This is a genomic window from Pseudoalteromonas sp. ASV78, from assembly GCF_047806705.1.
Taxonomy (GTDB): Bacteria; Pseudomonadota; Gammaproteobacteria; order Enterobacterales; family Alteromonadaceae; genus Pseudoalteromonas; species Pseudoalteromonas prydzensis_A.
In genome coordinates this window covers 1,976,324-1,999,772 of sequence record NZ_JBLOPA010000001.1, presented here as the reverse complement: position 1 = coordinate 1,999,772, position 23,449 = coordinate 1,976,324, and the positions used below count along the sequence as shown (strand labels likewise).

Below are 23,449 nucleotides of genomic sequence, written 5' to 3'. Positions count from 1 at the left end.
TCTGTTAGCTTTAATAGGAATTAAAATGAATAAAATAATTGGTATTGCGCTGATCTGTATTGGTGTTGCATTAGCTTTTTGGGGTTATGACGTCTATGACTCAGCAAGTTCGCAAATTACTCGCACGTTAAATGGCGAAACTCCGCTTGAAGCGTGGGCGGCCATGGTTGGCGGGGCGGTGTGCATTGTGTTTGGTGCATTCAAAGTCAAAGGGTAACGTTGCTTTATTGAGCTACCCGCGGTTACTCATCATTAAACTGAAGTTTTAGCCATTGCTTGAGCTGCAGTATATTCGCGTTTTCAGTTTTTTCTTTTGCACTCACGAAGTGAAACTGTTGATATGGATTCAAAATAGCCTCACCTATTTGCACTAGCATGCCATGTTTAATATCATCCTTTACAAATTGCTTATGGGTTACCAGTATGCCTAGTTGGCTCATAGCCGCTTGTGTTGCTTGCACCGATATATTAAAGGTTAAGTTTTTATGCTGTTGTGGCAGGGTTAACTTTTGGGCGTCGCACCAGACTTGCCAATCGGTATGGCGGCGTGGGTTCTCGACAAAAATCGCAGGGTATTTACTTAGTATTGTTTGTAGCGGTTGTGTGATATCGAGTAGCTGTGGGCTGCACACTAAAATTAGTTCGTCATCACCGAGCTTTTCACACGCGTAGTTAGTCCAGTCCTTGGCATTGCCGTGAATTAAAGCAACATCGACCCCTTGTTGCGCTAAATTAAACTCACCAACCAAATTTGATAAACGCACATCGAGCTCAGGCGCGTCAGCTTGCAGCTTTGCTACGCGCGGGATCCACCAATGCAGCGCCATTGAATTAACCATGTTTAATGTTAGGTAGCTATCCGCTTGAGCTTGGGATGCTTCATCACTGGCGGCGATAATCTCATTAAGAGCTGGATGCACTCGTTGATAATAGCGTTTACCTGTGTTGTTTAACTCAACACGGCGACCCACTCGGTTAAATAGTGGTGCATTGAGTTGTGACTCGAGGGACTTAATTGCTTGGCTTACCGCTGAGTGGCTAATATGTAGCTGCTCTGCGGCAAGTACCATGCTGCCAGTTTGCGCTACCGCCACAAAACTATGCAGTGATTTTAACGGGATCGAATGAGCCATATCGTCTCTTTATTAAGTTTTACTTACAGGTTTATGCACTATTACTCGCTTTTTAATTCTATACTTTCACGCTACTTTAGCAGCCAAGCTTATCTTAAGCTTATTATTCTCAATATAAAACGTATTTAGTTATTGGGAAAAGGGGTTGTTATGGCGACTATGTTACGGCCCAGTATGTTTATGCTGTTGTCCACATTTACTTTAGCGTTGAATGGCTTGTTATCAAAGTTTTTAACGGTGCATTTTAGTGACGCTATTTTAGTCATGCTACGCTTGCTAATTCCTGCCTTGGTGATGCTGTTGTTGGCAGTGTGCAGTCATTGGGTTATGCCTAATCAAGCTGCTTGGCGAGCATTTACCCTACGGGCTATTTTTATTGCCAGTTGTCAAAGCTGTTTTATGCTGGCGTTAAGCCACTTAAGCTTAATTGAGGCGGTGGTGTTATTTAGTACTGGGCCGCTATTTATTCCGCTGTTGGAGTTGTTTTTCTATAAAACCAAAATCAGTTGGTTGGTGATACCGACTTTAATGTTGATGATTATTGGCGTCGCGATGCAAAATTTAACTGCGCAAGGGATCATCTGGCGCTGGGAGTTATTAATTGGTTTAGCAGCAGGGGTGTTTAATGGCTGCTCGCAAGTTGCTTTATTTCAAGCTAGTAAAATTAACTTACCAGTGCTTGTGATCAATGGCTGGTGTTTTGCTATTGCTAGTTTATTGGTATTACCTGTTATGTTGATGTTCACAAGTCAGTACGAGTATCAACACAGCATACAGTTGATGCTTAATATTGAGCACGGGATACCGCTGTTATTGATGTTTTTGGGGTTGTCGACGGCATCCACACAATTTTTTCGTTCTAAAGCATATCGTTTAGTGGATTCAAACTCAGAACTTGCGCCGCTGAACTATACCAATTTAATTTTTGCGATGTTGTTTCAGTTAATATTTTTCGACACATCGATGAGTTTGATGCAAATATTTGGTACGGGTTTGATAGTGCTTGCGACATTGTTAAACACATTTGCGCCGCATTATTTTAAATGCGTTGCAGTACAAAAAGGAATAATCTGAAAGAGGGTAAGAAGGTGTTCCCCAAGTATGCGGCACTCGGTGTCAGTCCTGAAACCATAGGTTTCAGGGCGGGGATCTGCGGTTTGCCGTAGGCTTCTCGGTACATGCCGAGCTTGCACAATAGCAGACGAACAGAAACCCTAACATAAAATTTATCGGCTCAGGGACTTAACCAAGCTCCAACACCCTAGGGAACAACTTCAGTATATAAGACATAATCCATTCCTTACACCCCAAATTGAAAAAACTTATACTGTTTGCGTAGTTTTTCGGCGCTGGTAACGGGCCGTTTACTTTTTGGATTGCTTTTTGACCTCAATCATACTTTTCATTGGAGTTGCTATTTATCGAGTGGTAGCATTAACTTAATTAGCCAAGTGAAAGATGTCAGCATGAACGAATTACCAGATTACCAACAAGCTCAATTATTACTTGAGAAAAACGAAATTTTTGTCACTCCAGCTGAAGCCCATGGTGTGATCAGTGGTTTACTAGCCTGTGGTTTGAACATTGAAGCCAAAGAATACTTAGGCTTATTAAGTGATGTGTTTAACGATGGCCAGTCATTTAGTCATGACTTAAAAGAATTTTTTGGCGTTATTTATAAGCAAGTAGTGGCAAGCTTTAATGATGAAGAGTTTCAATTTGATTTATTTTTACCAAGCGATGATGAAACCTTAGTCGATCAAGCCAATGGTTTAGTATCGTGGGTTGCAGGATTTATGCTTGGTTTTGGTTTAAAACAAAAAGATTACGGTACCCTGTCGGCTGATGTCAAAGAAGTGATCAGCGATTTTAGCGAAATAACCCGCTTAGATACTATGTTTGATGAAACCGAAGAAGACAGCCAAGCTTTACATGAAGTCATTGAGTATGTACGCGTATCGGCGCTACTTTGTTTTGCTGAACTTGGCCAAGAGCAAGCACCAGCCAGCACGAAAAAAACACTTCATTAAGTTAAAATTAACAGTATAAACAGGGTTTATAATGCCAACAGTTAGTATTGAAAAAGCTGAATTTAAAGCACGCCGCGAACGTTTATTAGCCATGATGGAGCCAAATAGCGTGGCTATCATTCCAGCTGCGAATGAAGTGACTCGTAGCCGTGATACCGAATATGCATTTCGCCAAGATAGCGATTTCTATTACTTAACTGGTTTTAATGAACCCGATGCCGTTTTAGTACTTTGCCCAAGCAGTGAAACACCCAGCACGCTGTTTTGCTTGAATAAAGATAAGCTTGCTGAAATTTGGCATGGCCGTCGTATTGGCTTTGAACAAGCAAAAACAGAGTATTTATTCGACCAAACGTATGCACTGAGTGAGTTAGATGAGCAATTATTGAATTTGGTGAACGGCCAGCAGATTTTATTTTATGCACAGGGTACCTATCCGCAGTTTGATAACAAAGTGTGGGGGTTATTAAATACGCTGCGCAGTGCGCCTAAAAAAGGCTATAAAGCACCGCATACCATTAAAGATATTCGTGGTTTAATTCATGAAATGCGCTTGTTTAAATCACCTGCTGAGGTGGCAATTATGCGCAGGGCGTGTGAGATCAGTGCGCAAGGGCATATTCGTGCTATGCAGTTTGCAACACCAGGTGCCACAGAATATCAACTAGAAGCTGAGTTGCATCACCATTATGCGATGCATGGGGCTCGTCATCCGGCCTATGGCACCATAGTTGGCAGTGGCGATAACGCCAATATATTGCATTACACGGCTAACAGTGATGTGCTGACTGACGGTGATTTAGTATTGATTGATTCAGGCGCTGAGCTGCAAGGTTATGCGGCTGATATTACGCGTACTTTCCCTATTAATGGGCAATTTAGTCAGCCTCAAGCGCAGCTTTATAATATTGTACTTGCAGCACAAGAGGCGACATTTACAGAAGTTAAACCCGGTGGCAGCTTATCTAAGGCCAACCAATTAGCGATGACAGTACTAACCCAAGGCTTACTGGATTTGGGAATTTTACAAGGTGAGTTACAAGAATTACTTGATAATCAAGCCTGTAAAGCATTTTATATGCATGGCCTTGGTCATTGGCTTGGCTTAGATGTGCACGATGTAGGTGATTATAAGCAAGATGAAAAAGAGCGCCCATTTGCAGCGGGGATGGTGCTTACCATTGAGCCCGGACTTTATATTAGCCTAGATGCTAAAGCGCCTGAGCAATATAAAGGCATTGGTATTCGTATTGAAGATAATTTATTAGTGACCGAGCAAGGCCATGAAAATTTAACCGTTAGCGTGCCTAAAAGTATTACTGAAATAGAGGCCGTTATAAACATGGGCAAATGCTAGGAGCAACCGTGGCAAAGCAGTTTGATGTAGTCATTATTGGTGGCGGCCTAGCCGGCGCCAGCTGTGCCTTGAGTTTAGCAAAGTCAGCAGCTGAACTTAGTATTGCGGTTATTGAAGCACATCAACCAAGTGGTGAACATCATCCCAGCTTTGATGATCGTAGCATTGCGCTTGCGCAGCAATCAGTGCAATTTTTACAGCAACTTAATGTATTTGACCCTACCGCGAGTTTTTCTGCAGCGATAAAAAAAGTGACGGTTTCAGATAGAGGCCACTTTGGTAAAACCCATATTGATTGCCACGAATTTAACCAACCGGCACTAGGCTATGTGGTTGAGGTTAATCCATTTGGTCGCTCTTTACATCAGCTGCTAACGCACTCAAAAGTTGAGCTTTTTTGCCCCGATAGTGTGGCAAGTTTAAGTTACCAGCAAGATTATGCCGCTATAACGCTCAATTCAGGGCAGCAAATTCAAGCTGCCTTAGTGGTTATTGCTGATGGTGCGCAATCATCCACACGGCAATTAGCTAATCTTAATTTTACCACTGAGCCTTATTCACAAGGGGCAATTATTGCCAATATTGAAGTGGCGGGTGGTCATCATAATCATGCCTTTGAACGCTTTACAGAGCGGGGGCCAATGGCACTTTTACCAATGAGTAATAACCGTTATTCATTGGTGTGGTGCATGGAACCAGAGCAAATGGGCGAGCATATGGCACTTAATGACGACGCGTTTTTAAAAGCACTACACAATGCATTTGGTTATCGAGCTGGGCAATTCACGAAAGTTGGTATGCGAGCAAGTTACCCGCTAGTGTATGGCCGTGCGGAGTCGTTAACTGCGCATCGTACTGTACTGATTGGTAATGCAGGGCATGCAATTCATCCCATTGCAGGGCAAGGATTTAACCTAGGTCTGCGTGATGTACAAGTATTGTGTGAACTTGTTAAAAGCAAACAGCCACTTGGTAGTTATGCGTTTACCCGTGAATACGCTAAACAACGCAGCCAAGATATCAATACTGTGATGACCTTGACCGATGGCCTAGTACGATTGTTTTCAAATAGCTCGCGATTGCTCGCTTTGGGCCGCAGTTGCGGCTTATTCACCATGGATTTATGTTCTTCATTAAAAACCCCACTGGCCAAGCAATTAATGGGGCAAGTTAAACAAGGTAAACGACTATGAAACAGGTGCAAGTATGTGTTGTGGGTGGTGGCTGCGTTGGCTTAACTCTCGCTCTGGGGCTGGCAAAAGCCAATATCAGCGTGGTTGTTATTGATGCTGCAGCAAAGCAAACGTTACCAGGTGATGATTATGCACTGCGTGTTAGTGCATTAAGTTTAGCCAGCCAAGGCTTATTTGAATCGCTTAATGTGTGGCCTGAAATCATCGCCCAGCGGGCGCGTGCCTACACCCATATGGATGTACGTGATCAAGACAGCTTTGGCAAAATTGCTTTTAATAGTGCTGACTTAGATTTACCTCAATTAGGTCACATAGTTGAAAACGATATTATTCGTTATGCGTTGATCAAGGAGCTAGAAAACCACCGCCAAGCGACATTGATGTTTGCTACACGCTACCAACAAATTCACCAAAGTGATAATGATGTATTCATTACCCTCGACTCAGGTGAACCAGTTATAGCCAAGTTATTAGTGGCAGCCGATGGCGCTAATTCAGCGATCCGTAAACAGTTCAATTTGCCGATCACCTTTAAAGATTACGACCACAATGCCATTGTCGCCACTGTAAAAACCACTGAGCTGCATAACAACACTGCGCGGCAAATATTCCTGCCTAGCGGGCCACTGGCGTTTTTACCATTGCCAGATGAACACAGCCATTCAATTGTTTGGTCAACCAGCCCTGAGCATTGCCAACAGTTACTAGCAATGGATAATACCGAGTTTAATAAAGCGGTAATGGCAGCTCTGGATGGTCAATGCGGTTTATGTGAGGTGCAAAGCGAGCGTGTCGCGTTCCCTCTTAAAATGCGTTACGCGCAAAAATGGCTCTCTGGCAAAGTGGTATTAATGGGCGATGCCGCACATACCATTCATCCGTTAGCAGGACTTGGTATGAACTTAGGCCTTAAAGATGCCGCTTACCTTATTGAGCTGTTAACTGCTGACAATAAAGAGTTTGCCAGTAATCGACTATTACGTGATTACGAGCGTACCCGCAAGCTTGATGCACAAAAGCATATTGCCATGATGCAAGGCTTAAAAGAATTATTTGCAGGCGCTAACCCACTTAAAAAACTGGTACGTGGTGTTGGCTTAACGATGGTTGATAACTTAGGCCCAATTAAGCACCTGTTTGCTAAACAAGCGATAGGGAAGTAACAGAGCAAAGTTAGTTTTAAATGATTCCACCAAGCCGTGCTTACAATAATAGCATGGCTTTTTATTTTTATGGCCTTAAATGATAGCGCTGTCATTTTTGTTGGTGTATGATTAATTTTATGTAATAAAAATGATTTTAGTGTTGCAGTACTTCGGTTTTAAAGCTTTCACGGTGTAATACTAAAATGAATAATTAAAATAAACTGTTGGGATATAATTATGGAAGCAACCGTCGAGTGTGAAGCAAATACTAAGCATAGTATTTGGCTGCCAATGACATTGGCAGGATCAATGTTCTTTATTTTAGGCTGTATAACCTGGTTGAATGGTGCAATTACGCCATTTTTACAACAAATGTTGGTACTATCACCCCTGCAAGCCTCGTTTATTATTTCCTCATTTTATATTGCTGTGACTGTGGCTGGTATTCCATCAGCAATGTTAATTAAGCGTGTTGGCTATAAAAACGGTATGGCGATTGGCTGTGCGGTTATGGCTGTGTCTGCCTTGATGTATATTCCTGCCGCTAAAATGCAAATGATCGAAATATTTTTATTCGCACAGTTAATGATAGGTGTAGGGCAAACGATCCTACAAACAGCGGTAAATCCGTATGTGGTTAAAATGGGATCTGAAAAATCAGCCGCAGTACGCGTGTGTATCATGGGCTTATTGAATAAATTTGCCGGAGTTATCGTGCCTGTTATTTTTGCTGCCGTTGTTGTCAGTGGTGTGGTCGCTGATGGTGAGCAACTCTCGCAAGGGCAAAAAGATGCCATGGCGAATAGCCTTATTTTACCTTATATAGCTATTGCGGGCTTGATCTTTGCGTTTGCAGCATTTGCTAAATTTTCACCATTACCTGATTTGGTTTTTGAAGAGTCAGCAGGTAATGGCAAAGGCGAGGTAAAAGAAGCATTAAAACACCCTCATTTAGTGCTGGGTGTAGTTGGTATCGCTTTATATGTAGCGGTTGAAGTGATTGCCGCAGATACTATTGGCTCGTATGCATTACAGATTGGTATTGCTGATTATTCAGTGATGACGTCATATACCATGGCGTGTATGTTGATTGGTTACGCCATTGGTATTGCACTTATTCCACGCTTTATGTCGCAGCAAAATGCGTTGCTTATGTCCGGCATTGCAGGCATTGTTACTGTACTTGCAGTGGTAATGGGAAGTAACGATTCGTTTATTATTGCGAACCTGTTGTTAGTGCCGTTTGGTGGCCCAGAGTTGCCAGATCCATTGTTATGCATTGCCTTGCTAGGCTTTGCAAACGCTATGGTTTGGCCAGCAATTTGGCCTTTGGCATTAACTGGCTTAGGTCGTTTAACGGGTACTGCATCGGGCTTACTGATCATGGGTATTGCCGGTGGTGCGTTAGGTCCATTGCTGATTGGCTTAGGTAATGTAGCTGGTCTAGGCGCACAAGGTGCTTACGCCTTGATGATCCCAAGTTACTTATTCATCTTATTCTATGCGCTTAAAGGCCATAAAATGAGAAGTTGGAAGTAGAATTGAGTTGGCGAGTTAGCGAGAGTAAAGTTGGCGAGAGTAAAGTTAGCTAGCTAAGAAAGTTTGTAAGTGAGCAAAAGCGCGGTTTATACCGTGCTTTTTTTATGCCTGTAGGTTCGGCTTTAGCCGAAAAAGCACCGCGGTTTGAGGTTACTAATCTGTTTTATTTAGGCACCATTTTCGTGATAAATCACGACCTACAATTGGCTCGGTGTTTACCTGTAGGTTCGGCTTTAGCCGAAAAGGCACCGCAGTTTTGGGCTACAGATCGCTTTAATTTAAGCGTCATTTTCGTGATAAATCACGACCTACAAATAAACTGAATTCCAATATGGGTATTTACTTATTGAGCAAACTAATCCTTTTCTAAGTGGGTTGGCAAGTATGTAACGTGAAATTTGCTGCCGGTCTTCTTCTTTTCTTAAAGCGTGATCGTAGTAATTCTTTTGCCATATTTTTATATTGTGGTTATTTAATTTATTTATCTTAAATGCACTACCGCCTTTAAGGTGTGCAATTGTATTAGGTAAGCCCTGAGTTCCTAGTCTTAATAAACCATGGAAATGATCTGGCATTAATACCCACGTTAACCACTTACATTGTGTTTTTGTTTCATTTATTTGTATATGCCTACAAAATAAGTGGGCGAAATTGAGATTATGAAACAGTGGAGTTCTTGAATATGTATTAAAGGTAATAAAATACTCTTGCCCACAAATTGAATGACGACCTTTACGAAGCTCTGTCCACATCCTATTTCCTCCATGTAGTTTTCCCATAAAGTATACAAAGTATTCGTATATTTACTTTGTTTTGATAAATTTTTTCGTGATAAATCACGACCTACAGTTAGCTGGGGGTTTGCCTGTAGATTGGACTTTAGCTCAAAAAGCACTGAGGTTTGAGGTTACTAATCTGTTTTATTTAAGCGCCATTTTCGTGATAAATCACGACCTACAGTTAGCTGGGGGTTTGCCTGTAGGTTCGGCTTTAGCCGAAAAAGCAACGCGGTTTGAGGTTACTAATCTGTTTTATTTAAGCGCTATTTTCGTGATAAATCACGACCTACAGTTAGGTGGGGTTTACCTGTAGGTTCGGCTTTAGCCGAAAAAGCACCGCGGTTTTGGGCTACAGGTCGCTTTAATATAAGCGCCATTTTCGTGATAAATCACCACCGATAAAAAAGCCGTGCTTGATTTAACAAACACGGCTTTTATAATTTTTAGCCTTTAGCCTTTAGCCTTTAGCCTTTAGCCTTTAGCCTTTAGCCTTTAGCCTTTAGCCTTTAGCCTTTAGCCTTTAGCCTTTAGCCTTTAGCCTCTAGCCTCTAGCCTAAAACGCGTAGCTGTAACCCATTTGGATTGTGCGTGGTTTACCTGGTTGAATACCGCCATTTGCGCGGTTGGCAATGTAGGTTTTATCAAATAGGTTATCAACCGTTAGGTATACTTTTTGATTGTCATCAATTAAGTATTTAGCGGCTAAATCCCACACTACGCGACTGTCGATTGCATTTAACCCTGTAGGGCTTAAATTTGCATGTGAGTCAGACACATAACGCATTTGCGTATCAAATACTAAGCTTGAAAACTCAGCACCAAATGATAACGCTACTTGGTTTTCTGGTACGTAGGGCATTGCATCGCCTTTATTTACTTGACCCCATAGGCCTGATTCAAAGTCGTTTTCAAACGTTGAGTCGGTGTATGTGTAGGTTAAGCGAACAGGGAATGCCGCGTTATCAGTTGCGAATGTGCGGCCTGCGCTTAATTCAAACCCTTCAACAGACACTTCACCGTAGTTGTACTGATCGCCAATGTTGTCATCACTACAACCAATGGCAGCTGTACAGTTGCCGTGCATGTTGTCGTAATCAGAGTTAAAATAAATTACTTCACCATTGAAACCTGCGTAATCATAACGACCACCCAGCTCAATATTTAAGCTTTCTTCTTCCTGCTGATCAGCATTACCAGGGGCTGCTGGTGCATAACCTTGTTGAATACCAGCCAGTAGCGTCAAGTTATCATTAACAGTGTAAGTTGCACCGAGTGATGGCACTAAAATCTCGGTGTCATTACTAATGTCTTTTGTTAAGCCATTTGCACGCTTAGGATCAGACTTTGACCATTCTTCGCGAGAGATAGTAATATCTTCATAACGAAGGCCTGCACTAATTACTAATGAATCAAGTGTCCACTGATCTTGAATAAACAAGGTTGTCGCTTTTGCACTATCAAAACGGTTGCTGTCAGAGCCAGGTGCGCCTTGACTGGTTAACGTCATTGATAGGTCTTGGTTTAGCGTGTATTCGTCTTGCCATTGAAAACGATCCATTTCATCTTCGTGGTAGCGCATACCGACGGTGATGTAGTGGTTGCCCGCAGGAATATGTAATTCAGACTGAATCCCTTTTGCTTGGTAATTACGGTTATTTGCTTTAACGGCAATCCCTTCAATCCCTTCACTGGTTGGGTTTGCTTCAAAGTCACTGTACTTTTCTAAGTCGCTAACGCCAACTTTGCTGGCTTTATACCAGTTACGATGAAAGTCATTTAAATAAGCAGTTGCTAAAAACTCATAACCATCACCAAAGCGGTAGGCGTAGTTAAGTTGATACGCATTGTGCTGCGTATTCATTTCATCTTCTTGAGACGCAGCATAACGACGATACGGTGATGCTTTATAATCAGCATCTGTAAGACCCATATAGGTTTCATCAGAGCGCTCATCAGAGTACTTTATTTTCATTTCAAGGTTATGCGCTTCGTTTTCGCCAAAGTCAAAACCAAATTTTAGCAATAGATCATTTTTTTCAAAGCCAGTGTTATCGCTGCCTACTGGTAACTCTTTAAAGCCATCCGCGCCGTAACTGAACACTTCAATTAAGCCTGCCGCGTTGTTTTTCTTTTTACCAAAGTAAGCATGGCCTTTGTAGAACCCATCACTACCAAGCTCTGCATTAACTAAACCGGTTGCGCCTTCTGTTGGTAGGCCACGAGATACTAAATTTAATACGCCACCGGTGGTACGTGGGCCATACTTTACAGATGCCGCACCTTTTAATACTTCGATTGACTGCATACGACCCGCAGTTGGGAAATAGTACGCCGCAGGAGCTGAATAAGGCGCAGGTGCAACCAGTACACCGTCTTCCATTACTGCAATTTTATCGTTACGACCAGTACCTGTGCCACGCATACCAATGTTTGGGCGCAGGCCGTAGCCGTCTTCTTCTTGAACATACACCCCAGGGACAGAACTTAATACACGCGAGATATCTGTGTATTCAAATTTTTGTAACTCTTCGTCACTAATAAAAGTGGCTGAGCCTGGAATGTCATTGATAGCAGCGTGTGAGCCAATCACGGTGAGCTGTTCAAATGCTTGTTCTTTATCGGTTGCATCTTTTGCAACAGCATTAGCGCTTAGTGATAAAGCAACAGCCATCGAAAGTGTTGAAACAATAAACTTAGGGGTCATTGTTGATCCTGTATATGTCTAATTTAAACTGGCGCAATTTAAACATGTAAAATAATACGAATCAATCCTATTTGTAACAATCTCGAGCTTTAAGTAAGTTTTTGAATGCAAAAATGAAAATTTACTGTTATTAATATTGTATTACTATATTCGTTGCAATAATCTAAATTATTAAAAGGTAACTAAAGGCGGATTTTTGTTAGCTATTAGGTCAAGCGTAATGCAATAAACTCGGCAAGTTTATCTACCGCATGCTCGGCTTGCTCAGCATGTTTTGTTAAGCTAATACCTATTTTACCAAGGCTCGGTAAAATAGCGGTGTTCAACTCATAATTAAGCTCATTAGGCACTGTGCTTTTAGCCAAAACGGTGATCCCTAATCCTTCTTTTAAAGCCGCAGTAAGGCCTGTTAGATCAGCGTTACTGTAACTTATACGGTACTTAATACCTGCAAGTTGCAATGCCTCGATGGCGCGGCGTCGATAAATACAACCTTCCGGTGCAGTCACTAGCGTAACAACTTCATTTTGTGCTATTGATAAATCACCAACCCAGACCAGTTGGTCTTGCATAAATACAGGGAACTTTTCAGAGTTTAAATCTTCATTTAACGCCAGTACTAAATCAAACTGGTCTTCTCGTGAGACTGACAATAAATGCTTACTTAAACGCGATTTAACCTCTAACGACACTTCAGGGTAAAGTGCCACAAAGTCACCGATAATAGCGGGTAAGATCCGAGCGGCAAATTCGCTGGGTATTCCTAAACGCACCTTACCGGTCACATTCTCTTTAGTAAATAATTGCAAAATGGTGTCGTTTTGCAGCAGCATTTGCTTTGCCATCGGCAGCAGCAGTTCACCGTATTGATTGAGCACTTGGCGCTGACCCTGTTTTTTAAATAGCTTATGGCCGAGCATTTCTTCTAACCGCTTTATTTGTAAACTTACAGCGGGTTGCGATAAGCCAAGTAAATCACCTGCTTTAGCAAAACCTGCTACTTCAACCACAGTAACTAATGTGCGTAAGCTGTCTGTTGAGATATTTTTCATATTAAAAATTACAATTTATGGGGGTAGATTGATAAGTATTATTTATCAATTGATTAATAATTACAATTTGTTGTTGCTAGACTTGCACAATATACTTTTGCCATTAAAGATTGATAGGTGTCGATAATGACTTTTAGCCCGATAATGTTTGCTCGTCATAGCCAGATTGAAGTAGCTGATAGCAATATGCTGCAGGTCAATACAAACACCGTGGTGATCGATTTTAGCGGCACTGAAGCAATGCCATTTTTAACCACTATTTTAGGGTTAGATTTAAACAAACTAACCGCCAGTGGTTTAGGTGTGAAAGGCACCTTAGATGACGATCTAAACAGTAATTATAGCTTTGCGTTATATTACTTTAGTGCAACAGCGTTTAGATTCGTGTTGCACACAGATGCAGCGGCTCAATTACAAGCGCTGATCAGTGAACAGCAACTGCGTTACGATATTGAGTTTGTTACGCGCACAGACTTAGCGACGTTAACTTTATCTGGTGAGCAAGCATTTGACGCCTTAGTCGACGCATTTAAACTCACCCCAGGGCTGCGCTTGTCAGATACCAACAGCTGTTATGGTGCGCAAAGTGGTGAGGTATTTATTACCGCTATTGATAAACAATCAATACAGTATTTTCAGCTGGTGGCCAAAGCGCCAGAGCTGACTAAATGGCAAACATATTTACAGCAACGCGGTTTTGCTATGTCACTACCAGAGGTTGCTTAAACATCAATTGATAAGCTGGCTAGCGTATTTTAGTTGCTAGCTTTTTGTAATTTATTTGTAAGAACAAATCGCAATTTGGGTGTTAGCTGCAGTACAACTTATGTATAATCGCCGCCCATGTTATTCCCCCTCATTAAATTGAGGCCACGCCCAATCTTGGGTTAATTATAAAGTGAAGGAATATTATGACTTCTAAAACAGTTTTATATGCAAAGCACCTAGAATCGAAAGCAAAAATGGTTGATTTTCATGGCTGGGAAATGCCAATCAACTATGGTTCGCAAATCGAAGAGCACAACGCAGTGCGCACCGATGCAGGCATGTTTGACGTATCACACATGACGATTGTTGATGTTAAAGGCGAGCAAGCACAAGCATTCCTTCGTAAACTAGTCGCTAACGACGTTGCTAAATTAACCGTTCCTGGTAAAGCGCTTTACACTGGCATGTTGAATGAGCAAGGCGGCGTAATCGACGACCTTATCATCTACTTCTTCTCAAACACTGACTACCGGTTAGTGGTTAACTCAGCAACTCGTGAAAAAGATTTAGCGCACATGGCTAAAGTTTCAGCCGATTTTGCCGTTGCAGTGACAGAGCGTCCAGAGTTTGCCATGATTGCAGTGCAAGGCCCTAACGCAAAAGCTAAAACTGCCACTATCTTAACGGCTGATCAACAAGCCGCTGTTGCAGATATGAAGCCGTTTTTTGGTGTGCAAACGGGTGATTTATTTATTGCTACAACAGGTTATACTGGCGAAGACGGTTACGAAATTGTCGTACCGAACGAGCAAGCTGCTGATCTATGGCAACAACTGCTAGATGCAGGTGTAGTGCCAGCGGGTCTTGGTGCACGTGACACACTACGTTTAGAAGCAGGTATGAACCTTTACGGCCTAGATATGGACGAAAGTGTTTCGCCTCTTGCTGCAAACATGGCGTGGACTATTGCATGGGAACCTGAAGATCGTGACTTTATCGGTCGTGATGTACTAATGCAGCAACGCGCTGACAAAAGCACAGACAAACTTGTTGGTCTAGTGCTGGAAGAAAAAGGCGTATTGCGTAGTGGTTCAAAAGTAATCGTTGAAGGTGGCGAAGGGGTTATTACCTCTGGTACTTTCTCACCTACACTTGGCTTTAGTGTTGCTCTTGCACGTGTACCACGTGCAACTGGCGAGACTGCTCAAGTAGAAATGCGTAAAAAATTAGTTAACGTAAAAGTAGTTAAACCAAGCTTTGTACGTAACGGTAAGTCAGTACTTTAAAGTATCAATTAAAAGATTTGGTGTTATCACCCAATATAAACCAAAGGATGAATAAAATGAGCAATATCCCTAGCGAGTTAAAGTATGCCTCTTCACACGAGTGGGTTCGCGACGAAGGTGACGGTACTTTCACTGTAGGTATTTCTGAGCACGCCCAAGAGCTGCTTGGCGACATGGTATTTGTTGAATTACCAGAAGTTGGTGAGGAAGTAGACGCAGGCGAAGATTGTGCAGTAGCAGAATCAGTAAAAGCGGCATCAGACATCTACGCACCAATCAGTGGTGAAATTGTTGCAATCAACGAAGATCTTGAAGATGCACCTGAAACTGTAAACAACGACCCTTACGGCGACGGTTGGTTATTCCGCATTAAAGCATCTGACGAGTCTGAGCTTGAAAACCTGCTAGACGCTGAAGGCTATGCAAACACTATCGACGAAGACTAATAATTAGCCTTTGTTGCACTAAAAGCCCCGTTATAGCTAATACTCGCGGGGCTTTTATGATTTTACCGCTTACCTTTCCATACACTGTAAGTCATTAAATCAAAAGCTTTTAAGTTATTGCTGGTTACCCATTAGTAATAACCATTTATTTTTTGGATCATAGGAATCTGGACAAATGTCAAACGCCAAATCTCTTGAACAATTAGAGCAAACGCAAGATTTTATTCGCCGCCATATTGGGCCAAGCCCGGCACAAGTAAGCGATATGCTAAGTGCTCTTGGAGTATCGAGTGTTGAAGAGCTGATCGGTCAAACTGTACCTGCAAGCATCCGCTTAGAGCAAGGCCTAACAGTGGGCGAAAGCCGCACTGAAGTTGAAACACTAAGCTACTTAAAATCAGTAGCAAGCAAAAATAAAGTGTTCAAATCTTATATTGGCCAAGGCTACCACCCAACTCACGTACCACACGTAATTTTACGTAACGTACTTGAGAACCCAGGTTGGTACACAGCGTACACTCCATACCAACCAGAGATTGCGCAAGGGCGTTTAGAGTCATTATTAAACTTCCAAACTATGACCTTAGACCTAACTGGTCTTGACTTAGCAAGTGCATCATTACTTGATGAATCTACCGCGGCAGCCGAGGCAATGGGCCTTGCAAAGCGTGTATCTAAAGCTAAGAAAGCCAATATCTTTTTTATCGCAGACGACGTACACACACAAACTATTGACGTAGTGGCAACCCGTGCCGATCAGTTTGGTTTTGAAGTTGTGGTAGGGCCTGCTGCTGATGCGGTAAATCACGAGATTTTTGGCGCGCTATTCCAATACCCGTCAACATCAGGTGAAGTAGTTGATATTACAGACTTAATCGCTGGCGTACAAAGCAAAAAAGCGATTGCCTGTGTTGCAGCCGACATCATGAGCTTATTACTATTAAAAGCACCGGGTAAACTTGGCGCAGACGTAGTACTTGGTTCAGCACAGCGTTTTGGTGTACCTATGGGTTATGGCGGTCCTCACGCTGCATTTTTCGCAACACGTGATGCATACAAACGTTCATTGCCAGGTCGTATCATCGGTGTATCAAAAGACCGTTTAGGTAACGACGCACTGCGTATGGCAATGCAAACGCGTGAGCAACACATTCGTCGCGACAAAGCCAACTCAAACATTTGTACAGCGCAAGTATTACTTGCCAATATGGCAGCGTTTTACGCGGTGTACCACGGCCCACAAGGCTTAAAAACAATCGCACAGCGCATTCACCGCTTTGCTGATATTTTAGCCGCAGGCCTACAAGCGAAAGGCGTAAACCTTAAGCACAATACATGGTTTGATACATTAACGATTGTTAGTGATAACAAAGACGACGTAGTAGCACGTGCAATTGCAAACGGTGTTAACTTTGCAACTAACCATGCAGGCGAGTACTCAATCTCAGTATCTGAGACTACAACGCGCGCAGACGTAGCTGAGCTTTTCGACATCATCCTAGGCGAAGGCCATGGCTTAAGCGTTGACGCACTTGCCGCAGATATCGAAGCAAACGGCAGTGATTCAATCCCAGAAAGCTTAGAGCGTGATGACGAAGTGTTAACACACCCGAACTTCAATTCGTACCACAGCGAAACTGAAATGCTGCGTTATATCAAGCGTCTTGAAAACAAAGATTTAGCGCTTAACCACTCAATGATCTCGTTAGGTTCATGTACTATGAAACTAAACGCGACTGCTGAGATGCTCCCAATCACGTGGCCTGAGTTTGCTAACCTGCACCCATTCTGCCCGCTAGACCAAGCAGAAGGTTACCAAATCATGATAGGCGAATTACATGATTGGTTAGTTAACATCACAGGTTACGATGCCGTATCACTTCAGCCAAACTCGGGTGCACAAGGTGAATACGCAGGCTTAATCGCAATTCGTAAATACCATGAGTCACGTGGCGATGCGCACCGTAACGTATGTTTGATCCCAAGTTCAGCGCACGGTACTAACCCTGCATCTGCACAAATGGCGAGCATGAAAATCGTGGTTGTTGATTGCGACAAAAACGGTAACGTTGATATGGCTGATCTTAAAGCGAAAGCTGAAGAAGTATCAGAAAACTTATCATGTATCATGATCACATACCCGTCTACGCACGGTGTATACGAAGAAACAATCCGTGAAATTTGTGACATCATTCATCAACACGGCGGCCAAGTATACATGGACGGCGCGAACATGAACGCCCAAGTGGGTGTTACTAGCCCAGGTTCTATCGGCTCAGACGTATCGCACTTAAACTTGCATAAAACCTTCTGTATCCCACACGGTGGCGGTGGCCCAGGTGTTGGCCCAATCGGTGTTAAATCACACCTTGCGCCATTTATGCCAAACCACAGCGTAATTAACGTACCTGGCACTAACGAAGGTAACGGCGCGGTATCAGCAGCTCCATACGGCTCAGCAGCTATTTTACCTATCTCATGGGCTTACATCACTATGATGGGTAGCGAAGGCCTTAAACAAGCTACTGAAATGGCGATTGTGAATGCTAACTACTTAACGCACGAGTTAAGCCAGCACTTCCCAATTTTATACCGTGGTCGCAACAACCGTGTTGCTCACGAATGTATTGTTGACTTACGCCCACTGAAAGAGCTTTCAGGCATCACTGAAATGGACGTAGCTAAGCGCTTACAAGATTACGGCTTCCATTCACCAACTATGTCGTTCCCAGTAGCGGGCACCTTGATGATTGAGCCAACCGAGTCTGAGTCTAAAGTTGAAATTGACCGTTTCATCGAAGCGATGGTGTCAATTAAAGGCGAAATCGACAAAGTGATCTCCGGCGAATGGTCTATCGAAAACAACCCGCTTGTGTTTGCACCGCACACACAAGGCGACGTACTTGGTAATGAGTGGGATCGTGCATACGACCGCTTCTACGCTGCGTTCCCAGTACCAAGCGTTGCAAAAAACAAATTCTGGCCTACAGTAACGCGTATCGATGACGTATACGGCGACCGTAATCTAGTGTGTTCATGCCCAGCGGTTGAGACATACAGAGATTAATTTTTGATTAAACTCAAATAATTAAAAAAAGCCGTTGCAGCAATGTAGCGGTTTTTTTGTTTGCCCAGCGAAGCTGGCAAACCCGATAGGCTGAAAGATGCCTTATCACCCTGACTAAGGGGAAGATAATCTGAATGGCAAGGGCGTCACTGGCCAACGGTGGGGTCTGAAGGAAGCCATAAGAAGTTAGAGGTACACAACTAACCGTAACCTGCTTCGGCAGTATTGGTGGGTCAGCGTGCAAAATAGCGCAACGCCCTATACTTAGTCAGACCAATGCTGTGCTTGAGGGTGGAATTTCTAACAGGGAGCCAGTACAGTAACTGGGGAAGCCTGGCATCTAAACTTAGTGTAAATAAGTGGCCTAAACTCAAGGGGAAACCCAAGGTTTAACGTCGGTGTGAGGTGGCAGATGAACCCGTAGTAGTGAATAAGGCTAGGCCGATGAAAGCCAGTAATGGTGTGGAGGACAAAACCAAGCCGACTATCAGCAGAATGTCTGATAGGGTCAATTTCAACCAAAAGTTTTAATTGATTGCGAAGGGGGGAAGTATTCTTTAAGTGTATGAAAATCAGGAATATCGGCGTATAGGCTCACATGTATTTCGACGGAAATAGGCAAAAGATGACGGCTAAGCAGGAATGTGGACGCTGAGAATTGAAGGCCGAGCACGGGAGTAATGACTGACCACTTAGGTAGATTGCCATTCGGCTAGCACACCTAATGTCATCATGAAGAACCCGACTATACATCAATGTGAAACGACAGACATACCGCAAGCAAAGGCAATTGATGACAGTTTACTACAGCTTGTATGGGCAATTATTAGATATTAATAACCTGTACAAGGGATTCAAAAAAGTGAAAGCAGCGAAAGGAGCAGCCGGAATAGATGGGCAGTCCATAGCCGCGTTCGCCTTGAATTTAGAAGAAAACTTGAAACAACTGCAACGTGAACTGCACACCAAGCAGTATCGCGCGCAGCCAGTCAAACGGATAGAAATACCGAAAGACGATGGCGGCGTGAGATTGCTGGGTATACCAACAGTTCGCGACCGCATAGTACAACAGACACTATTGAACATTCTCCAGCCGATCTTCGACATCGACTTTCATCCATCAAGTTATGGGTACAGGCCGACACGAAGCTGCCATGATGCCATCAGTAAAGCGACGGTATTTATTCGTAAATATCATCGTGAGTGGGTGGTTGATATGGATCTGTCGAAGTGCTTTGACCTACTTGATCACGATTTGATTATTAGCAGCGTCAAACGCAAAGTGACAGACGGTAGCCTTTTAAAGCTGCTCGATCAGTTCTTAAAAAGTGGGGTAATGATAGGCAATTACTGGGAAGCGAGTGAGCAAGGGTAATCCACCCATTTTTAATGGAGGCTAGCTGTAGAATTTTCGTTGTTTAACTTTTCCAGTTTTTGTATTGGTGTTATGCCACCTATGCCCATGTTAGGGCGTTCATTATTGTAAGTCCATAACCAATCGGTAGCTCTGTCTTGTAACTCACTAATGTCACTGTAAATATAATGACTTAGCCAGTCATAACGAACTGTTCGATTAAAGCGCTCTATATACGCATTTTGCTGTGGATTACCAGGTTGAATAAATCGTAATTCGATCTCATTATTCAATGCCCATTGAGCGAGTTTATGGCTAATATATTCTGGGCCATTATCACACCTGATGGCTTTAGGTTTACCGCGCCACTCTATAATTTGATTTAACGAGCGGAGCACACGCTCAGCAGGCAGTGATAAATCAGCATCAATAGTCAGTCCTTCGCGATTAAAGTCATCTATTACATTAAATAAACGACACGCTCTGCCATCCGCTAGTTGGTCATGCATAAAATCCATTGACCAGCATTCATTAATGGTTTCTGGTACAGCCAATGGCTCAGGTTTGTCTCTCTTTAAGCGTTTCCTAGGCTTTATTCGCAAGTTTAACTCAAGCTCACGGTAAATGCGGTAAACTCGTTTGTGATTCCATTTATATCGTTTTACATTGCGAAAATATAAAAAGCATAGCCCAAAGCCCCAATTGCGCTTTGATTCAGTCAAATCGAGTAACAGCTCTGCTATTTTTAAGTTTTCATTTTTTAATGTCGACGTATAGCGATAACACGTTTCACTGATCATGAAAGTGCGACAGGCTAAGGCAATACTCATTTTATTTGTACTAACGACTTCATGTGCCAATATCTTGCGCTCAGAAGCCTTCACCACTTTTTTGCCATAGCCTCTTGAATGACCTCGGATTTAAGTCGCTCTTCAGCATACATTTTCTTCAAACGACGGTTTTCATCTTCAAGTTCTTTCATTCTCGTCATTAAAGAGGCATCCATACCGCCGTATTTTGCGCGCCATTTATAAAAGGTTGAGTTACCCATACCATGTTCACGGCATAGCTCAGGGATCGGGACACCACTTTCGGCTTGCTTCAAAATAGCGAGGATCTGACTGTCTGTAAAATGTGCTTTTTTCATAATTTTCTCCTGTGTTTACAATAAGAGAAAATTCTACGTTTGACACCCATTATTTTTCGGGGGGATTACCCAAGGAAGTCCACAAGGTGGGGTTATCAGTCCATTGTTGGCGAATATCTACCTAGATGCGTTTGATCAAGAAATGAAAAAGCGACATCACAGAATAGTGAGGTACGCCGACGACATTTTGATCTTATGCTGCACAGAAACAGCAGCCAAGAATGCACTCACTGTAGCAACCCATCTACTTGAAAAAGACTTGAAGTTAACAGTCAACCAAAAGAAAACCCATATAGCGCATAGCAGTGAAGGGGTAAAGTTTTTGGGAGTGGAGATAGGCAGTAATTGGACACGGATCCAAGCCTCAAAACTCAAAGGCTTCAAACAAAAAGTTAAACGATTAACAAAACGAAATAGCGGCATGAACTTAGTTGAAGTAATAAAAAGACTAAACCCAGTGGTGCGTGGTTTTGTAAATTATTTCAGTATAGCCAATTGTAAACGGGTGCTAGAGGTGTTGGCGAGGTGGGTGAGACGACGATTAAGGGCAATTCAGTTAAGGTTGTGGAAAAATCCAGCGAGGTTGCATAAACGACTAAAACAGTTAGGGAAAAAGCCGCCATTTAAGTTCATCAAAATGAACTCATGGCGAAACTCTCTAAGTCCATTATCGAGTGTAGCGATGCCAAACCAATGGTTTGAAGAGCAAGGTTTATATTCAATGGAAAAAGTAAGTACAGGGTGGCTTGCTCAATCGGCGTTTAGAAAATAAGCCGAAGGAATAAAAGAATACAGGAGCCGTATACGAGGCCCGTACGTACGGTTCTGTGAGAGGGATGAGGCAAAAGCCTCACCCTACTCGATGTGCATGGTGGTAAGCATAGAATAAACCCACCCACTGTATAGACAGATATGTATTTATAACTAATAGGTGGAACTAATTCCCGCTAGAGGGGAGCGTTAATTACTCTTTTGATAGGGATATATTAAATGTAGTTTCTGATTTGTTGACTAAGTTTTTTTTTTAGGTAAACTATTTTTACTTGAATATTCTTTCATGGAGAGATTAAATATGAATATTTTAAATAGAGATACTTTTAAGCAAAAACAGTTAAAAAATAAACTTGATTTATACTTGGACAAAGATAGTTTATTCAAAGCTATAGACAAGGATATTCAGTTATCTGGGGCTGGTATTGTGTATATAGATGAAAATTTCACTGTTGTTACTATACGAGAATTTCAGCCTATATGTCGTTTGACGCCCGTTAAAATTATATTAAGAGAACCTCCAAAACGTAGTTCTGCAAAAGAGTTTACTAATGAGCTTAAACATAGTTCTGTTAATCCCAGAGAAAGTAGATTTGTATCTGAGCTTTCAGGGACCTTGCTTGCTTGTGCTGGTGCTGTAATTTCTTGGGTTGCTTTTGTTGCGTCTGGCGTAGCTACCCCCATCTCATTTGGAAGTAGTGCTGCTATTTCTGTTATTTCTTTCAGTGCGGCATCTGCAACGACATTACAATGCGGTAATGGCCTAATGAGGAGTGGCGCAGAAAAGTTTGCTCCAGAACTTAATGATTGGCTAGATTCTGAAGAATGGTACGTTAATACAACCCAAGCTTTGGATTATATATCTTTAGCTGGAGCAACAGCTGCAAGTGCTATTGCAGTTCGAACTTTAAAATTAGCACGCGCAAATGGTATAAGTTTCAAGCAGTTGTTATCAAATAAAAGTCGACAAGAGAGAGCCCGAATTACTCGTGAAATAATTCGTTTAAAAGTACCTGGTATTTCTAATAAAATGTTAAAGCAAATGGTTAGAAATAATAGTTTTCCTAAGAGGTTTAAAAATATACAAATAAATAATGAGTTACGAACACGTTTACGTGATTCTGTTGCTGCTGCTTTAGCATTTACTGGAAGCGCATATAATGGAGAAATCAAAGGTATAGCTATTGGCGTTTTTGAGAGCCTAGATAGTGAAGGTTGAAGATTTATCTGTAAGTGATTCAATTCCGAAACTGAAGTACAGTTTAGCTTGTGCTGTAGCGGTTGTATCAAGTGTTATCAGCTATTCATCATTAGCATTTACAATATTAATCATGCTTTGGCCATACAATACTGTGAATGAATTAGGGCCTAGAGTTATCGTTTTTTTTATTGGCATATGTATATTTATTGCTCTTGGCGCGCTTCTATCAGCAGGTAGGTATTGGGTGATTAAAGTTTATAATTTAGTGGCCGGATGCGCTATATTTGTGTCCCTAATTTATGTTTTAGGTTTTATCTTTAAACGTGAAGGTGAGCTTTCATTTAATGGTGTAGGGCTTTCTGTCGTATTTATCGTGCTTAACTCTGTGTTGATGCTCTTTTTTAAAAGTAAGCATTTAAAGGTGAGTGTTAATGTAATTAAAAGGCTCAAAAGGCGTCAGAAAAAGCAAATGGAATACCTAAAAAGTCAGCTCTAAACTTTAGTACATAAATAAATGAAAGTAACAATAATAAGTAC

At 42.2% G+C, this 23,449-nt stretch carries 20 protein-coding genes and 1 other RNA gene; 15 read left to right on the top strand and 6 right to left on the bottom strand.

Going from position 1 to position 23,449, the window contains the following annotated elements; genetic code table 11:
• The first annotated feature begins 25 nt into the window (after positions 1-25).
• On the top strand, positions 26-217 hold the full coding sequence (locus tag ACMVDV_RS09100; protein ID WP_064665684.1) for a DUF3185 family protein: 192 nt from the start codon (positions 26-28) through the stop codon (positions 215-217).
• A 25-nt stretch (positions 218-242) separates the two neighbouring features.
• On the opposite strand, the gene ACMVDV_RS09095 is transcribed toward ACMVDV_RS09100, so the two are convergent.
• Positions 243-1,133, bottom strand: a complete 891-nt coding sequence (locus ACMVDV_RS09095; RefSeq protein WP_416157895.1) for a LysR substrate-binding domain-containing protein — start codon at positions 1,131-1,133, stop codon at positions 243-245.
• 150 nt (positions 1,134-1,283) lie between these two features.
• On the opposite strand from ACMVDV_RS09095, the gene ACMVDV_RS09090 reads away from it, so the two are divergent.
• Positions 1,284-2,207: a DMT family transporter gene (locus tag ACMVDV_RS09090; protein ID WP_416157894.1), complete on the top strand. Its 924-nt coding sequence runs from the start codon at positions 1,284-1,286 to the stop codon at positions 2,205-2,207.
• Between the two features lie 14 nt (positions 2,208-2,221).
• Here ACMVDV_RS09090 and ssrS read toward each other — a convergent pair.
• Positions 2,222-2,404: non-coding RNA, 6S RNA (ssrS, locus tag ACMVDV_RS09085), on the bottom strand.
• A gap of 195 nt (positions 2,405-2,599) precedes the next feature.
• On the opposite strand from ssrS, the gene ACMVDV_RS09080 reads away from it, so the two are divergent.
• The 5 genes from ACMVDV_RS09080 to nagP all read left to right on the top strand — a co-directional run bounded on the left by ACMVDV_RS09080 (position 2,600) and on the right by nagP (position 8,397).
• A complete protein-coding gene (locus ACMVDV_RS09080; protein ID WP_416157893.1) occupies positions 2,600-3,163 on the top strand; it encodes a UPF0149 family protein in 564 nt (187 codons plus the stop codon).
• Positions 3,164-3,194: 31 nt separating this feature from the next.
• Positions 3,195-4,520 carry a Xaa-Pro aminopeptidase gene (pepP, locus tag ACMVDV_RS09075; protein ID WP_416157892.1) on the top strand — a complete coding sequence of 442 codons (1,326 nt, stop codon included), beginning with the start codon at positions 3,195-3,197 and terminating at the stop codon, positions 4,518-4,520.
• Between the two features lie 8 nt (positions 4,521-4,528).
• Positions 4,529-5,713, top strand: a complete 1,185-nt coding sequence (gene ubiH, locus ACMVDV_RS09070; protein WP_304179679.1) for a 2-octaprenyl-6-methoxyphenyl hydroxylase — start codon at positions 4,529-4,531, stop codon at positions 5,711-5,713.
• Complete coding sequence (locus ACMVDV_RS09065) at positions 5,710-6,876, top strand: FAD-dependent monooxygenase (protein WP_416157891.1); 1,167 nt, start codon at positions 5,710-5,712, stop codon at positions 6,874-6,876. The genes ubiH and ACMVDV_RS09065 overlap by 4 nt, the downstream gene beginning before the upstream one ends.
• Before the next feature lie 219 nt (positions 6,877-7,095).
• A complete protein-coding gene (gene nagP, locus ACMVDV_RS09060) occupies positions 7,096-8,397 on the top strand; it encodes an N-acetylglucosamine MFS transporter NagP (RefSeq protein ID WP_416157890.1) in 1,302 nt (433 codons plus the stop codon).
• A 308-nt stretch (positions 8,398-8,705) separates the two neighbouring features.
• Here the strand turns inward: nagP and ACMVDV_RS09055 are convergent, their stop codons facing one another.
• The 3 genes from ACMVDV_RS09055 to ACMVDV_RS09045 all read right to left on the bottom strand — a co-directional run bounded on the left by ACMVDV_RS09055 (position 8,706) and on the right by ACMVDV_RS09045 (position 12,932).
• Entirely contained in the window at positions 8,706-9,149 is a 444-nt protein-coding gene (locus ACMVDV_RS09055) for an REP-associated tyrosine transposase (RefSeq protein ID WP_416157889.1), read from the bottom strand.
• Positions 9,150-9,729: 580 nt separating this feature from the next.
• Positions 9,730-11,880: a TonB-dependent receptor family protein gene (locus ACMVDV_RS09050; protein WP_416157888.1), complete on the bottom strand. Its 2,151-nt coding sequence runs from the start codon at positions 11,878-11,880 to the stop codon at positions 9,730-9,732.
• 206 nt (positions 11,881-12,086) lie between these two features.
• Positions 12,087-12,932, bottom strand: coding sequence for a LysR family transcriptional regulator (locus ACMVDV_RS09045; RefSeq protein WP_416157887.1), 846 nt, complete (start codon positions 12,930-12,932; stop codon positions 12,087-12,089).
• Positions 12,933-13,058: 126 nt separating this feature from the next.
• Between ACMVDV_RS09045 and ACMVDV_RS09040 the strand changes: the two genes are divergently transcribed.
• From ACMVDV_RS09040 to ACMVDV_RS09020, 5 genes are all read left to right on the top strand, one after another.
• The gene (locus ACMVDV_RS09040) at positions 13,059-13,658 is read left to right on the top strand and encodes a hypothetical protein (RefSeq protein WP_416157886.1); all 600 of its coding nucleotides are present in this window, start codon (positions 13,059-13,061) and stop codon (positions 13,656-13,658) included.
• A gap of 185 nt (positions 13,659-13,843) precedes the next feature.
• Positions 13,844-14,926: a glycine cleavage system aminomethyltransferase GcvT gene (gene gcvT / locus ACMVDV_RS09035; protein WP_416157885.1), complete on the top strand. Its 1,083-nt coding sequence runs from the start codon at positions 13,844-13,846 to the stop codon at positions 14,924-14,926.
• A 56-nt stretch (positions 14,927-14,982) separates the two neighbouring features.
• A complete protein-coding gene (gene gcvH, locus ACMVDV_RS09030) occupies positions 14,983-15,372 on the top strand; it encodes a glycine cleavage system protein GcvH (protein ID WP_416157884.1) in 390 nt (129 codons plus the stop codon).
• Positions 15,373-15,547: 175 nt separating this feature from the next.
• Complete coding sequence (gcvP, locus tag ACMVDV_RS09025; protein ID WP_416157883.1) at positions 15,548-18,439, top strand: aminomethyl-transferring glycine dehydrogenase; 2,892 nt, start codon at positions 15,548-15,550, stop codon at positions 18,437-18,439.
• Positions 18,440-19,232: 793 nt separating this feature from the next.
• Positions 19,233-19,814, top strand: a complete 582-nt coding sequence (locus ACMVDV_RS09020) for a reverse transcriptase domain-containing protein (RefSeq protein ID WP_416157882.1) — start codon at positions 19,233-19,235, stop codon at positions 19,812-19,814.
• Between the two features lie 11 nt (positions 19,815-19,825).
• Here the strand turns inward: ACMVDV_RS09020 and ACMVDV_RS09015 are convergent.
• A protein-coding gene (locus tag ACMVDV_RS09015; RefSeq protein ID WP_416156808.1) for an IS3 family transposase occupies positions 19,826-20,940 on the bottom strand; the annotation gives its coding sequence in 2 pieces (ribosomal slippage) (positions 19,826-20,688 and positions 20,688-20,940; 1,116 coding nt in all).
• 64 nt (positions 20,941-21,004) lie between these two features.
• On the opposite strand from ACMVDV_RS09015, the gene ACMVDV_RS09010 reads away from it, so the two are divergent.
• The 3 genes from ACMVDV_RS09010 to ACMVDV_RS09000 all read left to right on the top strand — a co-directional run bounded on the left by ACMVDV_RS09010 (position 21,005) and on the right by ACMVDV_RS09000 (position 23,408).
• Positions 21,005-21,712 carry a group II intron maturase-specific domain-containing protein gene (locus tag ACMVDV_RS09010; protein WP_416159078.1) on the top strand — a complete coding sequence of 236 codons (708 nt, stop codon included), beginning with the start codon at positions 21,005-21,007 and terminating at the stop codon, positions 21,710-21,712.
• Positions 21,713-22,012: 300 nt separating this feature from the next.
• Positions 22,013-22,930: a hypothetical protein gene (locus tag ACMVDV_RS09005; RefSeq protein ID WP_416157881.1), complete on the top strand. Its 918-nt coding sequence runs from the start codon at positions 22,013-22,015 to the stop codon at positions 22,928-22,930.
• A complete protein-coding gene (locus tag ACMVDV_RS09000) occupies positions 22,920-23,408 on the top strand; it encodes a hypothetical protein (RefSeq protein WP_416157880.1) in 489 nt (162 codons plus the stop codon). The genes ACMVDV_RS09005 and ACMVDV_RS09000 overlap by 11 nt, the downstream gene beginning before the upstream one ends.
• Positions 23,409-23,449 lie beyond the last annotated feature (41 nt).

Bases quoted from the DNA above. Each gene is read 5' to 3' on its own strand.
- ACMVDV_RS09045 (WP_416157887.1), bottom strand. From the start codon at position 12,932: ATGAAAAATATCTCAACAGACAGCTTACGCACATTAGTTACTGTGGTT.
- ACMVDV_RS09100 (WP_064665684.1), top strand. From the start codon at position 26: ATGAATAAAATAATTGGTATTGCGCTGATCTGTATTGGTGTTGCATTA.
- nagP (WP_416157890.1), top strand. From the start codon at position 7,096: ATGGAAGCAACCGTCGAGTGTGAAGCAAATACTAAGCATAGTATTTGG.
- gcvP (WP_416157883.1), top strand. From the start codon at position 15,548: ATGTCAAACGCCAAATCTCTTGAACAATTAGAGCAAACGCAAGATTTT.
- ACMVDV_RS09020 (WP_416157882.1), top strand. From the start codon at position 19,233: ATGACAGTTTACTACAGCTTGTATGGGCAATTATTAGATATTAATAAC.
- ACMVDV_RS09050 (WP_416157888.1), bottom strand. From the start codon at position 11,880: ATGACCCCTAAGTTTATTGTTTCAACACTTTCGATGGCTGTTGCTTTA.
- ACMVDV_RS09065 (WP_416157891.1), top strand. From the start codon at position 5,710: ATGAAACAGGTGCAAGTATGTGTTGTGGGTGGTGGCTGCGTTGGCTTA.
- ACMVDV_RS09095 (WP_416157895.1), bottom strand. From the start codon at position 1,133: ATGGCTCATTCGATCCCGTTAAAATCACTGCATAGTTTTGTGGCGGTA.
- ACMVDV_RS09005 (WP_416157881.1), top strand. From the start codon at position 22,013: ATGAATATTTTAAATAGAGATACTTTTAAGCAAAAACAGTTAAAAAAT.
- ACMVDV_RS09040 (WP_416157886.1), top strand. From the start codon at position 13,059: ATGACTTTTAGCCCGATAATGTTTGCTCGTCATAGCCAGATTGAAGTA.
- ACMVDV_RS09055 (WP_416157889.1), bottom strand. From the start codon at position 9,149: ATGTGGACAGAGCTTCGTAAAGGTCGTCATTCAATTTGTGGGCAAGAG.
- gcvH (WP_416157884.1), top strand. From the start codon at position 14,983: ATGAGCAATATCCCTAGCGAGTTAAAGTATGCCTCTTCACACGAGTGG.
- gcvT (WP_416157885.1), top strand. From the start codon at position 13,844: ATGACTTCTAAAACAGTTTTATATGCAAAGCACCTAGAATCGAAAGCA.
- ACMVDV_RS09080 (WP_416157893.1), top strand. From the start codon at position 2,600: ATGAACGAATTACCAGATTACCAACAAGCTCAATTATTACTTGAGAAA.
- ACMVDV_RS09090 (WP_416157894.1), top strand. From the start codon at position 1,284: ATGGCGACTATGTTACGGCCCAGTATGTTTATGCTGTTGTCCACATTT.
- pepP (WP_416157892.1), top strand. From the start codon at position 3,195: ATGCCAACAGTTAGTATTGAAAAAGCTGAATTTAAAGCACGCCGCGAA.